We start from the raw sequence: 16153 nt of genomic DNA on the forward strand, positions 1-16153 counted from the left end.
AATGAAAAAAATTATTTTACTACTACTTTTTTGGTGTTATTCCACTTCTATCTTTTCTCAAGCAGATAAAATATCTATTGAAAAGAATGCAACTGAAATAAAACTCAAAATCAATGGAGAAGATTTTATTGTTAACGGAATGAACTGGGATTACTTTCCAATTGGAACAAATTTCAACTATAGTTTATGGAAACAACCCGATAACATCATCAAAAAAGCTTTAGATGATGAAATGGGACTGTTAAAAAACATGGGCGTCAATACTATTAGAGTTTATACGGGCATTCCAAAAAAATGGATTGAGTACATTCACGCTAATCATGGGATTTACACGATGCTTAATCATTCGTTTGGTCGTTATGGATTGACACTCAATGGAACATGGGTAGTAAATACTGAATATTCTGATGCAACAACTAAAAAATTGCTTTTGGAAGAAACAAAACAAATGGTTGAAGAATATAAAAACACCAAAGGTCTGCTTTTGTTTTTGTTGGGTAATGAGAATAATTATGGTTTGTTTTGGGATGGAGCTGAAACTGAAGATATTCCTGTTAAAGACAGAAAATCAACTGCTCGTGCAGAATCTATGTACAAACTATTTAATGAGGCAACAATTGCAATGAAAAAGGTAGACAATAATCATCCAGTTGCTATCTGTAATGGTGATTTACTGTTCCTTGATATAATTGCAAAAGAATGTAAAGACGTAGATATCTTAGGAATCAATGTTTACAGAGGTATCTCTTTTGGAGATATGTTTGAACGCGTTAAAAAAGAATATGGAAAACCGGTTTTACTGACGGAATTTGGCTCAGATACTTTTAATGCTATTACCAACGAAGAAGATCAAAATGCACAAGCTACAATACTAAAAGGAAACTGGAAAGAAATTTATGAAAATGCAGCAGGTTTAGGGAAAAGCGGTAATAGTTTGGGTGGTTTTACCTTTCAATTTAGTGATGGCTGGTGGAAATTTGGACAAACAAAAAATTTAGATATTCACGATTCCAATGCGTCTTGGTCTAATGGAGGTTATAGTTTTGACTACATAAATGGTGAAAATAACATGAATGAAGAATGGTTCGGAATTTGTGCAAAAGGACCAACCGACGCAAACGGAACGTATCAATTATACCCTAGATCGGCGTACTATGTTTTAAAAGAAGTTCATCAGCTGAGTCCGTATTCCAATGGAAAAACGTTGGCAACTATTGATAACCACTTTTCTAAAATTCAAATATTGGATGCTTCCTTAAGAGCAAGAGGAGATAAAGCAGCGTTAAATAGTGAAAAAAACAGTAAAATTCGGTTATCTAGATTATCTGCAGAATTTACAAGTTTCAACACAGGAGGTCATTTAATCACCACTCCTGATGAACCAGATCCAGATAATACTAGTTACCCGAACCAACTTGGATTTGATCAAATGCAATCTTATTTTGTAGGTGTTGAAGGAAATCCAACTTCAAATATGAGGGCTGAAGTTGTTTTTAATGTTTTGGGCGATGTTGCAGAAAATCCCATTGATGAAATCTTCTACGAAAATGCCGGAAGAAAGCAAACCTTTGTTGCGGTTGATGGTAGCGAGAACACTGAAGTTGTTGTGGAGGACCCAAATCGCTTAAGAGTTTATCAAGCAGAATTTGAATGGAACGATAAAGCGTTTGATTTAAAAGGTTTTTATAGAACTGGACATTACCATTGGGGTTATGAAGGCGATTTCTTCGGTTTATATCCTGAAGCGAATTACGGACCAAATTTAGATATTTATAATGGTGAAATTTCAGGGATAGAATTTGAAGCTAAAGGAGCTTTTAAAGGCTTTAAACTGGCTGCCGGACCTCAATTATGGTGGGGAGCCAACCCAGCTGCAATAGTAAAATACCAACGTAAATTTGGAAATTGGGATATTGCGGGAATGTACCACAGAGATTTTAACACCGTTATCAGCTTTGATGATACGGGTCGCCGTATTTTGAACCAAAATCAAGTTCGTTCCGGTGTAATTCCACCATGGCCAACTTCAAGAGCCACACTAGCTATCGAAAGAAAATTTGGTGACTTCAGTGTTGTAGTAGGCGGAATTTGGGGTGGTAGCCCATTAAATGGCAGTTCCTACCAAGATATTAAAGATAATCAAGTTGTTGAAGACATGATTAAAAGCAGTGACAATTGGGGAGGAAAGTTTAAATTAACCTACACAGGTGGCAGATTTAATTGGTACGGTCAAGGTTCGTATTTAGGCCTAGTTGCCGGTGGTGGAGCAGACCAAACACAAACGTTTACCGGTTGGAGGCTTAAAGATTCCGGAAGTGGCAACATGGCGAATCTATTAACAGGTTTTACATATACTATTGGGAAAATCCAAATTGCACCCAACTTTATGTACCAAGACCCCTTGGTAAATGCTATGCCTCAAGATTTTGGCGGTGCTGCTAGATTAAGAAACGTAATTGACGATCCATTTGCAGTTAGAAATGGTAACCGAGAAATGTACGGGTATGAATTATTATTGACCTTTGACCCAACTCCCGGCACTTGGATGTATGAATGGGATAACGATAGATCTGAAGATGCCGAATTCGCTATGAACTTAGGCTTTACGTACAGAAGATTACCTACCACTATGGATGCACATATTGGTTTCTTGGCAGATCGTTCATTTTTCGCTTTCCCAACTTCTGCTCCTGCAGAAGACCTTTGGGAAGTGAACTCTAGAATTGTTTCTAAACTAAGTCCGGACTTAGGCATCATTGGAAATCTTTATGTAGGCAACGGACAAGGAAATGGAGACTCTGAAAGAACCATTCAGAGATTTGGTTTTGACGTGAGAGCAATTTACCAAAAATTTAAAGTAATGTATGCTTTAAAGATAAATGATTGGGGACCTTTTGACTACCACAGAGATTTCAACCTTACGTTCCCTGTTCAAACAATGCTTGATTTGTCGATGAGTTTAGGGAAACCTGATTGGTACATATTACCTAGCACTCGAATCGGCGTGAGAGGAACTTGGCGAGCATTGGATCAATTTTCACCACGTTATTCTCCGAATGTTACTCCGGATTTTTCAACCGAACCTATCGTAAGCCCCGTTGGTTTTCCTGATGGTAGCGAGTGGGAATTTAGAACGTACATCCAAATTAATATAGGTGGTTAATTAAATGTTGTTTGCAAATAACTTGTTTTTTTAAAAAAAAATCGATATCAGAATATGAGTAATAAACTAATTTTAAAAAGTTTTGCTGTTATGACATTATTATTCATCTTTCAAAGTTGTGAAAGAGAAATATCTGATGATGCTATTTTGGCCACTTATCCTAAAACAGCTGAAGTTTTTAATGATAATTTTGTAAGCATGGGAACAGACTTCATAAAATTTTATGAAGGTTCAAATTTTCAAAGCTTTTCGATAGACAGAACAGAAGGCTACGAGAGTAATGCGTCCATTAGAATTAATGTGCCAAACGCTTCAAATACCAACGGTAATTATGCTGGAGGTATATTTGTTATTGATGGTGAAGGAAGGGACTTAACAGGTTATAATGCCCTAACTTTTTGGGTAAAAGCTTCAAGAGGAGTATCGATAGACCAACTAGGTTTTGGAGAAGATTTCGGTGATAATAAATTTATGGCCTCTTTAGTCAACGTAAATGTTGATACAGGCTGGTCAAAAGTTATTATACCATTTCCTGATCCTTCCAGATTAACAAATGAAAGAGGCGTTTTCAGATATGCCGCCGGAACACAAAGTACTGGTGGTTTTGCTTACACCTTTTGGATTGATGAAATAAAATTTGAGAAATTAGGTACCATTGCTAATCCGCAAAGATCCATTCAAACAGGAAATAATGCTACGATAAATACTTATGTAGGAATTACTAGTCAAGTTAAGGGAATTCAAACTGTATTTAATATGGCAGATAGTTCTAATCTACCTGTGGTATCCGCTCCGGGTTATTTTACTTTTAGTTCATCAAATCCTAGTGTTGCAACAGTTAATGCACAAGGTTCAATTAATTCTTTAAGTGCTGGAGCAACAATAATAACTGCCAAGTTTAATGGCGTTCAAGTAGCAGGAAGTCTTACAGTAAATTGTTATGGAGCGTTTCAATTTGCACCAACACCTACAAGACCAAGTAGCAATGTAATTTCTATTTTTTCAAACCACTATGATAATAGACCTGTTAATTATTTTAATGGGTACTGGCAACCATGGCAAACTACATTATCAGAAGATTTCACAGTAAGTGGTGATAATGTTTTACATTATACTATATTCAATTTTGTAGGAATAGATTTCAGCAGTCCTACCATTAATGCAACTAGTATGACACATTTACATGCAGATTTCTATTTTCCAAATCCAATTGCACCTGGCAGACAATTAAGGGTACTTGTACTTGATTTTGGAGCAAATGGAGTAAATGGTGGTGGAGATGATACAAGACATTCCACAACATTCTTGGCTCCAATACTAGTTACACAAAATTGGGTATCTATAGATATTCCATTTTCAGCCATGCCCAATTTAGCAAGTAGAGCAAATTTAGGACAAATTATTTTCGAAGGTGGTGATGGTACTCCATTATATGTTGATAATATTTATTTCTATAATTAATAGTAAAAATTTTAATCATGAATAAAAAAATAAATAATTTAAAATTTTCAAGTGTACTAGCGATAGCTGTTACATTATTCTTTACAAGTTGCGAAAGAGAAGTTTCAGATGATGCTGCTTTAGCAACTTACCCAAGAACAGGTGATATTTTTACGGATGCTCCTGTAGGCCTTACGGATGCATTTTTTGAATCTTTTGACCCAGCTCAAGGTGCAAATCCAGAAGGCTTTGGCACCGATAATAACGTAGCTTATGCAGGTAGCAGTTCAATCAGAATAGATGTTCCAATACCTACTGACCCAAATGGTGGTTACATTGGTGGTATTTTTAGAGATCGTGGGAATGGTAGAAATTTGACAGGCTATGATGCACTAACATTTTGGGTAAAAGGCTCAACTACTGCAAGCATCGGAACCGTTGGTTTCGGTGTGGATTTTGCCGAAAATAAGTACGCTGTACTTGCAGAAAATATACAACTTTCAACTGATTGGAGAAAAGTAGTAATTCCAATTCCAGATCCTTCTAAACTAACACAAGAGAGAGGAATGTTTTTATTTTCTGCAGGAACCGAAGATACTAATGGTGTCGGTTACACATTTTGGATTGATGAATTGCGTTTTGAAAAATTGGGGACGATAGCACTTTTGACCCCTTTCATATTAAACAGTCAAAACCTTACTTTGAACACATATACAGGAGCAACTCAAACTATTAACGGCCTAGGAGCCACTTTCAATTTGGATAATGGTCAAAATATATCAGTAAATGCTGCTTCGGGATACTTCAATTTTATTTCATCACAAATTAATGTGGCAAGCGTAAATGAAGACGGTATCGTAAACGTTGTGGGAGCGGCAGGTACTACTATCATCTCAGCCGTTTTAGATAATACCCTAGCTCAAGGTTCTTTAACTATAACATCAAATGGCACTTTCCCGCAATCACCAACTCCAATTCACCCTGCTACAAATGTTCTATCTGTTTTTAGTAATGCTTATAACAACGTAGTTTCTCCAAATTTTACACCAGGTTTCGGTGGTTCAACAACTACTACAAGTATAGATTCTTTTAATGGAAATCAAATCGCATCGTATACAAACAACAATTTTACAGGTATTATGTTTGATGACACACCAATCAACGGTGCTGCGATGACTTTTATGCATGTAGATGTTTTTGTCCCAAACGCATCTACTTCGGTGGAATTTCAAATTAGAGATATTGGTCCCAATCAAATACTTGAAACAAATGTATTTAATGGCAATCCAATTGGTGACGATAAAGACAAGAGATTAACTATCAGCGGACTCACACCCGGCCAATGGAATTCCATCAATATACCATTAAATGCAGGTATTGCCACACAAAAAAATAATTTAGGAGCTATTATTTTAGTAGGTGGGCCTAATTTTATTTTGGATAATATTTATTTTTATTTTCCTTAATTTCTTGCTTTTGATTTAAAGACATTAAACACAATTAGCCATTAAAATTTTAAAAATTAATTAAATAAAATATATGAAAAAAATAAGTCATAAACTATTAATATTAACCCTATCTATTTTAGTTTTTTTAGGTTTAATTATAACTGTAGCATCTTGCAGTGAAGATTCTACACAAACAGTCACTACCAAGTTCAATTTGGTTATGGCAGATGAGTTCGACGTTGATGGTGAACCAAACCCAGCAAACTGGACTTTTGATATAGGTCGAGGTCCTTTAGGAGAAGGATGGGGTAACAACGAGTTGCAGTATTACACTGATAGACCTGAAAATGCTATAGTGCAAAATGGTTATTTGATCATTACTGCTAAACAAGAGTCTTTTTCGGGTGCTAGCTACACTTCTGCCCGATTAAAAACCCGCAACAAAATTGAACAAAAATACGGACGCTTTGAAGCCCGTATCAAGTTACCTCAAGGAAAAGGATTATTCCCTGCCTTTTGGATGTTGGGTAGCAATTACTGCGAATCGCCAGCTTTTGATGCGAATGGCAATGTATTTTGCGACAGTTCAAGTCCAGACTATGAAGCAGGAAATGTACTTTGGCCACAATGTGGCGAAATTGACATTATGGAATATCTTGGAAATAAACCTACTGAAATTTTTGGTACGATACACGGACCAGGTTTTGCAGGAGGCAATAGTATTTCTAAAAAATATAATTTATCCAATGATAGATTTGATACAGACTTCCACATATTTGGAATTGAGTGGACTGAAAATCATATCAATTGGTATGTAGACAATGTTTTGTATAATCAAATTACCAGAAGTGATGTTGAAGAAAAAGGCGGTGAATGGGTTTTTGATAATTCATTTTTTATGCTTTTAAATTTGGCCGTTGGTGGAAATTTGCCGGGAAGTCCAGATGCTAACACATCTTTCCCTCAAAGAATGATAGTAGATTATGTTAGGGTATATCAATAAAATAAATATAAAATCATGACTAAATCAATAAAATTTTTAAGCTTACTATCTGTTTTAATAAGCTTTGCTGCATGTGAATTTGAAGATGAAGAAAATGCTATCGTTATTGGCGAGATAGATGCTCAATACACCTTCATCAAAGAAGTAGAAGCGGGAAAAGTTACTTTTATAAATACTTCCCAAAATGCTGATAGTTTCTTATGGGAATTCGGCGATGGCACAACTTCTACGATTAAAGACCCTGTAAAAACTTTTACAGAAACTGGTGAATATATGGTAAAACTTACCGCAACCAACAATACAACGGGGCAAACAGATTCATATAGTAGTAATGTATCGATATTTGTTTTTCAAGGCGGACTTGTAAATAATGGTAATTTTGAAAGTGGTACTACACCCTGGACTTTTGGCGTGGCAACTGCAATAGCACCGTCACTTTTAGTAACAGCAAGCGGAAATACCTATTTTTCAATTAATGTTGCAGCAGCAGGCAACCCTTTTGATGTAAATCTGTCACAAATTGGAATCAACATGACGCAAGGGACAACTTATCGATTAACATTTGACGCTTGGTCCAACGTAAATAGAAGTATGATTGTTGGAATAGGTTTAAGCGGAGCCCCATGGACAAATCAGTCAATAGCTCAGAATTTAACAACTGCTGTACAAAGTTATAGTGTTGATTTAGTTGCTAATTTTACTAATGCAAATGCAAGAGTTATTTTTGATATGGGTGCTGCCGTTGGACGCGTAAATATTGATAATGTAACGCTAAACGTGGTTCCATAATCTAAGTTTTAACAATAAGAGAAAACCAAATTTTCATTATAAGAATAATTTACATCTATAAATTTTACAATTATTTTAAAGTAAAAATTAATTAAATTAAAAGAGATACTTCTAACCAAAATTTTTTATGCAACTAGTTGAAATAGAAGGCGAAAATTTTTATAAAATAGAAAACCACGACAAAATGCGTCCCTTTTTTATGAGCATTGTAAGTGATTCTAATCATTGGCTATTTATTTCGAGTAATGGTGGACTTACAGCTGGTAGAAAAAATGCAGAATATGCTCTATTTCCTTATTATACCGACGATAAAATTACTGAGTTTGCAGACATAACGGGAAGCAAATCTATTTTTCAAATACAATTAGAAAACCAGTGTTACATTTGGGAACCTTTCTCTGAACGATTCAACGATAAGTACAAAATAAGTAGAAATCTATACAAAAATACCTACGGAAATACAATCATTTTTGAAGAAATCCTTCACGATTTCCAGCTTGTTTTTAGATATCAATGGTCAAATAGCAATGTGTATGGTTTTGTAAAAAAGTCAGAATTATTTAATAATTCAGAAAAAAACTATTCAATAACTCTTTTAGATGGGATACAAAACATTTTACCTCAAGGTGTTAGTAGTGACCTGCAAGCAACAACTAGCAATCTAGTTGATGCTTACAAAAGAAGCGAGCTACACGCTCAAAGTGGCGTGGGTATTTTTGCATTAAGTGCCATTATCGTAGACAAAGCCGAACCTAGTGAAGCCTTAAAAGCCAATATTGCCTGGTCAATAGGAATTGAAAACCCAACTTATTTGGTTTCTTCAAAACAATTAGGTGCTTTCAGAAATCAACAAAAAATTACACAAGAAGAAGATATCAAAGGTGAAAAAGGTGCCTATTTTGTTTCAACCGATTTAATTTTAGAAAAAAAATCCTCTAAAAGTTGGAAAATCATTGCTAATGTCAATCAAAATCAAGCACAAGTAATTGAATTGGCTGAGGCTATTTGTCATGATAAAACGCTGGAAAATAAAGTGATTGAAGATGTAAATCTCGGAACTAAAAACCTTATTGCATTAAATGCTACAGCCGATGGCCTGCAGTTTACCGCAGATTCCAGAAAAGATTCCCGTCATTTTTCAAATGTGTTGTTCAACATCATGCGTGGGGGTATTTTTGACAACAATTATCAAATAGAGAAAAAAGATTTTTCCAAATATCTTTCAAAAGCTAATAAGCTGATTTTTGAAAAAAACAGTGCATTTATTAGCACTTTACCAGAAAATTTTGACTACTCACATCTTCAAGCAATTGCAAATAAAAGTAACGATGCCGATTTAATAAGACTTTGTACAGAATATTTGCCTTTAAAATTCAGCAGAAGACACGGCGACCCGAGTCGTCCATGGAATAAGTTTTCCATCAATACCCGCAGTGAAGTAGATGGTTCAAAAATATTAGATTATGAAGGAAACTGGAGAGATATATTCCAGAATTGGGAAGCACTAGCCTACTCCTATCCTGAATATATCGATGGAATGATTCATAAGTTTTTAAATGCTTCTACTTTTGATGGTTATAACCCCTATCGGGTTACTAAAGATGGATTTGATTGGGAAACTATCGAACCAGACAATCCGTGGTCATATATTGGATATTGGGGCGATCATCAGATTATCTACTTACTGAAATTTTTAGAATTCATCGAAAAATACCAACCCGGTAAGTTGAATTCCTATTTTGACAAAGATTATTTTGTTTATGCCGCGGTGCCTTACACCATAAAATCCTATCAAGAGATTTTACAAAATCCAAAAGATACCATTCTATTTAATCACGAATGGGATACTAAAATCAATAAACGCAGAAATGTAAATGGTGCAGATGGTGCACTACTGCGAGACAATAACGATGAAATATATCATGTTAATTTAATCGAAAAAATTCTTGCCACCGTTTTGGCAAAAATGTCCAACTTTATTCCCGAAGCCGGTATTTGGATGAACACACAACGTCCGGAATGGAACGATGCCAACAATGCCTTAGTTGGTAACGGAGTTTCAATGGTTACTCTATATTACTTAAGAAGATTTTTAAAGTTTTTTGAACAATTACTAGAAAATTCTAATCAGGAAACCATCAAAATCTCCAATGAAATGGTTGAATTTTATCATGCCATTAGAGAAAACCTTACTGCTTTTCAACCATTACTTTCGCAACCTATTAATAATCAAGACAGAAAAAAAATACTCGATGCATTGGGCAAAGCCGCATCAGATTATCGTATTCAAATTTACAATAGTGGATTTTGGGGTAAAAAACGAACCCATTCCATGGCCGGTTTAAAACAATTTGTAGCTGTGAGCTTAAATTTCATTGACCATTCGATTAAAGCCAATCAAAGAACAGATAAATTGTACCACGCGTACAATTTAATGTCGGTTGAAAAGGATGGTGTCACCATTTCTTATTTACCCGAAATGCTTGAAGGTCAAGTAGCCGTTTTAAGTTCCGGATTTATAAACGGACAAAAATCACTGGAGGTTTTAGATGCGTTAAGAAAAAGTGCACTTTACAGACCGGATCAAAACAGTTATATTCTCTACGCAAACAAAGAACTTCCCAAGTTTTTAGAGAAAAATACAATCCCAAAAGATAAAGTTGAAAAATCTGATTTGCTCAACAAACTTTTACAAAACCATAATTTTCAATTAGTCAACAAGGACATCAAAGGAGGTTATCACTTTAATGGTAATTTCCACAACGCAAATGATGTAAAAGATGCTTTGGATGAATTAGGACAAAATCCGGAATACAAAGATTTAGTTGCTAAAGAATCTAAAAATGTCTTGCAAATATTTGAAGATGTTTTTAATCATAAAGCATTTACAGGGCGTTCCGGGACATTTTATGGCTACGAAGGTTTAGGCTCCATTTATTGGCACATGGTTTCGAAATTGCATGTTGCCGTTTCAGAAATGTGCGAATCTGCAATCAACAACCATGAAAAAGCGGAGGTAATTGACTCGCTTGCTTTGCATTTCAATGAAATTGGAGAGGGTATTGGCGTACACAAATCGCCTCAAGTTTATGGAGCTTTTTCCACCGATCCCTATTCACATACACCATTCAATAAAGGAGCTCAACAGCCCGGAATGACAGGTCAAGTTAAAGAAGACATCCTGACAAGAATTTCTGAACTTGGTGTTAAGATGAAAGAAGGAAGATTGAGATTCCAACCTACATTATTGCAAAAGAAAGAGTTTTTATCGCAGCCTACTGAAGCCACTTTTACTTTGGTTGACGGAACTGAGAAAACAATTACTATTGAGAAAAACAGTCTTGCTTTTACAGTTTGTCAAGTGCCAATTGTTTACAAAACAGCTAATTCAAATACCTTGCTCCTATTTTTCAAAAATGGAACAGAAGAGACCATTCCAGCTTTAGAATTAGATGCAGAGAACAGCAAAAAAATATTCGATAGAACCGGAGAAATTATAACTGTAAAGGTTTCCTTAAACGAAAGCACCTTAAGATAATGAAAAAATTGATTTACATAGTATTCCTTATGGTTATATCATGTAATCAAAAATACTCTAGAAATTTAGCTCCAAATGAAATTACAGCCGAAATGATTTTAGGAAATAACAACTATCAAGCCATCTGTTATGGAGGTTATCGAACCAACACTCGGGAAGTGCAACCCACAATAGACGAAATAATAGAAGATTTAAAAATTCTAGCTGCTATAAACATAAAAGTACTGCGAACTTACAATGTACATTATGAAGAAGTTTCTAACCTTTTAAAAGCGATTAGTAAATTAAAAAAAGAGGATCCAAAATTCGAAATGTACGTCATGTTGGGAGCTTGGATTGACTGCAAAAATGCTTGGACAGAGCTTCCTCCTATTCACAATGAAGAGAGTAGCCGCAACGCCATTGAAATTGAAGAAGCTGTGCGACTAACCAATCAATATCCTGATATAATTAAAATCATTGCAGTAGGAAACGAAGCCATGGTAAAATGGGCCACCAGTTATTACGTTACGCCAACTATCATTTTAAAATGGGTAAATCATTTACAAGATTTAAAAAAACAGCACAAACTGCCTAAAAGTGTTTGGATCACCAGTTCTGATAATTTTGCCTCTTGGGGAGGTGGAGATGCCGAATACCACGTTGAAGAATTGAATCAATTGATAAAAGCCGTGGACTATATTTCAATGCACACCTATCCGATGCATGATACCCATTACCATCCGGTTTTTTGGGGAATTAAAGAAAATGAACAGAAATTATCCGAAAAAGAAAAGATTGATGCTGCAATGTTGAGATCCAGAGATTATACCATCAATCAATATGAAAGCGTTGTGAAATACATGAAATCCATCGGTGTGAATAAACCAGTACATATTGGCGAAACAGGTTGGGCTACACAATCAAATGAACATTATGGAACCGATGGTTCAAAGGCAACCGATGAATACAAATCGGCTCAGTTTTATAATTTAATGAGAGAATGGACCACTAAGGAAAAAATTTCGTGTTTCTATTTTGAAGCTTTTGACGAAAATTGGAAAGACAAAGCCAATCCGCTTGGTTCAGAAAATCATTTTGGATTGATTAATTTAAAATCAGAAGCTAAATACGTGCTTTGGAATGAAGTAGACAAAGGGACTTTTAAAGGTTTAACCAGAAACGGAAAACCTATCACTAAAACTTACAAAGGTGATACTAAGGCTCTGTGGTTGGATGTAAAAACACCAACATCCATTTTAAAAAACTAAGAAATGAAAAAGCATAAAAACATTTCCACTCGTTTTAAATTTTTAACCTTTTGGTTAATCATCTCATTTTTTATGACAAATTGTGCTACTACAAAAGAGTTAGAAATAGAGGTTTATGAAACTTCCGAAGCAGGAAATTCATTAACCAAAGTGACTGAGTTTTCAGAAAATGAAAATCCAATTATTATCAACATCAATCCAGAAGAAAAATTTCAAACAATCACTGGTTTTGGCGGCTCATTTACAGAAGCTTCTGCATCGTTACTAAATCGATTGAGTAAGGAAAACCGAATAAAAATCCTTGATGCCTATTTTAGTGAAAACGGTGCCAATTATTCTTTAACCCGAACACATATCGCCTCATGTGATTTTTCTTTAAGCAATTACACGTATGCTAAAGTTGAAAATGACTTAACATTAGAAAATTTTACAATTGAAGATGATAAAGAAGACCTAATTCCGATGATTTTAGAGGCAAAAGCTATTTCTAAAGAAGGCTTTAAGATAATCGCTTCTCCTTGGACAGCTCCACCTTGGATGAAAGACAATAAAGCTTATATTGGTGGTAAATTATTGCCTGAATTTAATGATACCTTTTCTTTATACTTTTCAAAATATTTAGATGCGTATAAAAAAGAAGGTATTGCTATTTGGGGTGTGACGGTAATCAATGAACCTCACGGAAACGGAAATAATTGGGAAAGCACCCATTTTTCATCTGAAGAAATGACGTTGCTTGTGCAAAATCATCTCGGACCAAAATTGGAAAAAGACGGCTGGGGCGATGTAAAAATTTTTGGTTACGACCAAAACAGAGCCGGATTACCGGAATGGGTAGATGCCATGTATAAAAATGAAGCAACATCAAAATACTTTGCCGGAACCGCCATTCACTGGTATGAAAGCACCTACGATTATTTTCCGGAGGCTTTGCAATATGCTCACAAAAAAGCTCCCAACAAATACCTAATTGAAACGGAAGGTTGTGTTGATTCTGAAATTCCACATTGGCAGGACGATGCTTGGTATTGGAAAAAAGAAGCAACCGACTGGGGTTGGGATTGGGCAAGTGAAAAAGAAAAACATTTACATCCAAAATATGCACCCGTCAATCGCTATGCGACTGATATTATAGGCTGTTTGAATAATTGGGTCGATGGTTGGATTGACTGGAACATGGTTTTAGACCGTCAAGGTGGACCCAATTGGTTTAAAAATTGGTGTGTAGCACCTGTTATTGTTGACCCAGAAAAAGATGAAGTATATTTCACACCATTATATTACGTGATGGCTCATTTTAGTAAATTCATGCGTCCAGGAGCTGTAAAAATTGGTTGTACTATCAGCAATAAAGAACTAATGGCAACAGCCGTAAAAAATCCGGATGGATCTATTGTGATTGCGATTTTCAATCCATCTGAGCAAAGTTATTCCATTGAAATAAAGTTAAATAAAAATAATACAAACATCACAATTCCAGCAAAGGCACTTCAAACAGTTGTAATTAAATAAATAATAAACTATGCAAAATAAAGTACCATTTGGTCAAAAACTAGCATTTGGTCTTGGTATGCTTGCCAATCAATTGTTTCCTGCAATGCTAGGAATTTTTATTGTTATTTTAATAGATAAACTAGGATTTCCAGGCTGGATGCTTAGTGCAATTTATTTTGTCCCCAAACTATTTGATGCAATTACAGATCCCATTATGGGTTTTATTACAGATAATACTAAATCTAAATGGGGTCGAAGAAGACAATATGTAATTATTGGTGCTTTAATTACTGGTATTTCATTTGCGTTTATGTGGCAATTGTATGCAGATGATTCTGTAAATTATAACTTTTACTATTTTATGGTTGTTTCCTTAGTTTTCTATTTAGGGATAACAATATTTAGCGTTCCATTTGTAGCGATGGGTTATGAAATGAGCGATGACTTTCATGAAAGAACCAGTATTATGGCAACCTCTCAATTAATTGGTCAATTAGCTTGGGTTTTTGCTCCTTGGTTGTGGGTAATTATGTATGATGTTTCATTCTTTCCATCAGCAGAAGAAGCGACAAGAACATTGGCTGTTTATGCAGCTATATTTTGTACTTTTTTAGCAATAATTCCAGGTATCTTTATAAAAAGTAAGTCTACCTTAAATGAAAATTACGAACCTTTAAATCTAAAAAACGCCAGTCGAAGCTTTGACTTGATTATCCAAGGTTTTAAAGAGGCTTCAAGAATAGTTCCATTCAGAAAATTATGTATTGCTACTTTTTTCATTTTTAATGCCTTTAATACGACCGCCGGATTTTCATTTTTTATAATTAAATATTATTTGTTCAATGGCGATGGACAAGGAATTTGGCCTACTCTATTCGGATGTGTAGGGGCATTATTTACTACTTTCTTAATTATCCCAATAGTTGCCAAAATGTCAAGAGTAATGGGGAAAAAGAAAGCATTTATTTGGTCTCAAAGTATATCGATTATAGGTTACGTTTCGTTACTATTCTTATTTGTACCCGGCAAACCCTATTTGTTTTTATTTGCACTGCCTTTTATTTCTTTTGGTATTGGAAGTTTATTTACGCTAATGATGTCTATGACTTCTGACGTCATTGATATTGACGAATTAAATACCGGAAAAAGAAGAGAAGGGATATTTGGAGCTATTTATTGGTGGATGGTTAAATTTGGTTTAGCAATTGCCGGCCTTTTGAGTGGTTTAATTTTATCGTTTATAGATTTTAAATCGGGTGCACCAACTCAAACGTATGAAACAATGTTTGAGTTAAGGTTATTCTTTTCTGCTATTCCAATGATTGGAACTTTAATTGCCATTTGGGTCATGAGAGATTATGATGTTAACGAAGAAAAAGCAAGAGAAATAAGTACAGAATTAGCAAATAGAAAAGCACTAAAAAATGCTGAGTCATCATCTTATTTACCAGGAAAACTAAAGTCATTGTTGAAAAATAGTGCGATGATCACTGAAGATTTAAGTGTAAAAAGCGAATCAGAATTAAAAACACGCTATACAGAAATATTAACCAATGGATTACACGGACTTTGTTTTAGTCCTTATGCAGAAGGTCAGCAAGCCGGAGATATTCTATCAGCAGATCAAATAAAAAGAAGATTAAATATTATTGCTCCATACACTAAATGGATTCGTTCTTTTTCTTGTACAGAAGGCAATGAATTAATACCAGAAATTGCTCATCAAAAAGGATTAAAAACTGTAGTTGGAGCCTGGATTAGCGACGATAAAGTTAGAAATGAAAAAGAAATTGAGACATTAATCAAATTAGCAAAAGCAGGTTTGGTTGATATAGCAGCTGTAGGTAACGAAGTGTTACACCGTAACGAAATATCCGAGCAAGAACTTATTCAATATATTAAAAAAGTAAAAGAAGCCTTGCCAACTATCCCTATTGGATATGTTGATGCTTATTACCAGTTCTTGGACAGACCTAATTTAGTTTCAATTTGTGATGTGCTTTTGGTAAATTTTTATCCTTTTTGGGA

At 34.9% G+C, this 16153-nt stretch carries 9 protein-coding genes; all 9 read left to right on the forward strand.

Going from position 1 to position 16153, the window contains the following annotated elements; all coding sequences use genetic code 11:
• Position 1: 1 nt before the first annotated feature.
• The gene (locus ACIQ2S_RS04830) at positions 2-3163 is read left to right on the forward strand and encodes a glycoside hydrolase family 2 TIM barrel-domain containing protein (RefSeq protein ID WP_396173387.1); all 3162 of its coding nucleotides are present in this window, start codon (positions 2-4) and stop codon (positions 3161-3163) included.
• 90 nt (positions 3164-3253) lie between these two features.
• Positions 3254-4624, forward strand: a complete 1371-nt coding sequence (locus ACIQ2S_RS04835; RefSeq protein WP_396173389.1) for an Ig-like domain-containing protein — start codon at positions 3254-3256, stop codon at positions 4622-4624.
• Between the two features lie 17 nt (positions 4625-4641).
• On the forward strand, positions 4642-6069 hold the full coding sequence (locus tag ACIQ2S_RS04840) for a glycosyl hydrolase family 16 (protein WP_396173392.1): 1428 nt from the start codon (positions 4642-4644) through the stop codon (positions 6067-6069).
• 73 nt (positions 6070-6142) lie between these two features.
• Positions 6143-7054: a family 16 glycosylhydrolase gene (locus ACIQ2S_RS04845; RefSeq protein WP_396173394.1), complete on the forward strand. Its 912-nt coding sequence runs from the start codon at positions 6143-6145 to the stop codon at positions 7052-7054.
• A 15-nt stretch (positions 7055-7069) separates the two neighbouring features.
• Entirely contained in the window at positions 7070-7843 is a 774-nt protein-coding gene (locus ACIQ2S_RS04850) for a carbohydrate binding domain-containing protein (RefSeq protein WP_396173396.1), read from the forward strand.
• Between the two features lie 127 nt (positions 7844-7970).
• Positions 7971-11381, forward strand: coding sequence for a hypothetical protein (locus tag ACIQ2S_RS04855; RefSeq protein ID WP_396173398.1), 3411 nt, complete (start codon positions 7971-7973; stop codon positions 11379-11381).
• A gap of 29 nt (positions 11382-11410) precedes the next feature.
• Positions 11411-12631: a glycosyl hydrolase family 17 gene (locus tag ACIQ2S_RS04860; protein ID WP_396173400.1), complete on the forward strand. Its 1221-nt coding sequence runs from the start codon at positions 11411-11413 to the stop codon at positions 12629-12631.
• A 3-nt stretch (positions 12632-12634) separates the two neighbouring features.
• Positions 12635-14143, forward strand: a complete 1509-nt coding sequence (locus ACIQ2S_RS04865) for a glycoside hydrolase family 30 beta sandwich domain-containing protein (RefSeq protein ID WP_396173403.1) — start codon at positions 12635-12637, stop codon at positions 14141-14143.
• A 10-nt stretch (positions 14144-14153) separates the two neighbouring features.
• Positions 14154-16153, forward strand: a 2000-nt coding sequence (locus ACIQ2S_RS04870) for an MFS transporter (RefSeq protein WP_396173405.1), incomplete at its 3' end; no start/stop codon positions are given.

Source organism: Flavobacterium sp. (assembly GCF_044371705.1).
In the GTDB taxonomy this organism is placed as follows: Bacteria; Bacteroidota; Bacteroidia; order Flavobacteriales; family Flavobacteriaceae; genus Flavobacterium.

Coding starts and splice junctions, on each gene's coding strand:
- ACIQ2S_RS04830 (WP_396173387.1), top strand. CDS start 2: ATGAAAAAAATTATTTTACTACTACTTTTTTGGTGTTATTCCACTTCT.
- ACIQ2S_RS04835 (WP_396173389.1), top strand. CDS start 3,254: ATGACATTATTATTCATCTTTCAAAGTTGTGAAAGAGAAATATCTGAT.
- ACIQ2S_RS04840 (WP_396173392.1), top strand. CDS start 4,642: ATGAATAAAAAAATAAATAATTTAAAATTTTCAAGTGTACTAGCGATA.
- ACIQ2S_RS04845 (WP_396173394.1), top strand. CDS start 6,143: ATGAAAAAAATAAGTCATAAACTATTAATATTAACCCTATCTATTTTA.
- ACIQ2S_RS04850 (WP_396173396.1), top strand. CDS start 7,070: ATGACTAAATCAATAAAATTTTTAAGCTTACTATCTGTTTTAATAAGC.
- ACIQ2S_RS04855 (WP_396173398.1), top strand. CDS start 7,971: ATGCAACTAGTTGAAATAGAAGGCGAAAATTTTTATAAAATAGAAAAC.
- ACIQ2S_RS04860 (WP_396173400.1), top strand. CDS start 11,411: ATGGTTATATCATGTAATCAAAAATACTCTAGAAATTTAGCTCCAAAT.
- ACIQ2S_RS04865 (WP_396173403.1), top strand. CDS start 12,635: ATGAAAAAGCATAAAAACATTTCCACTCGTTTTAAATTTTTAACCTTT.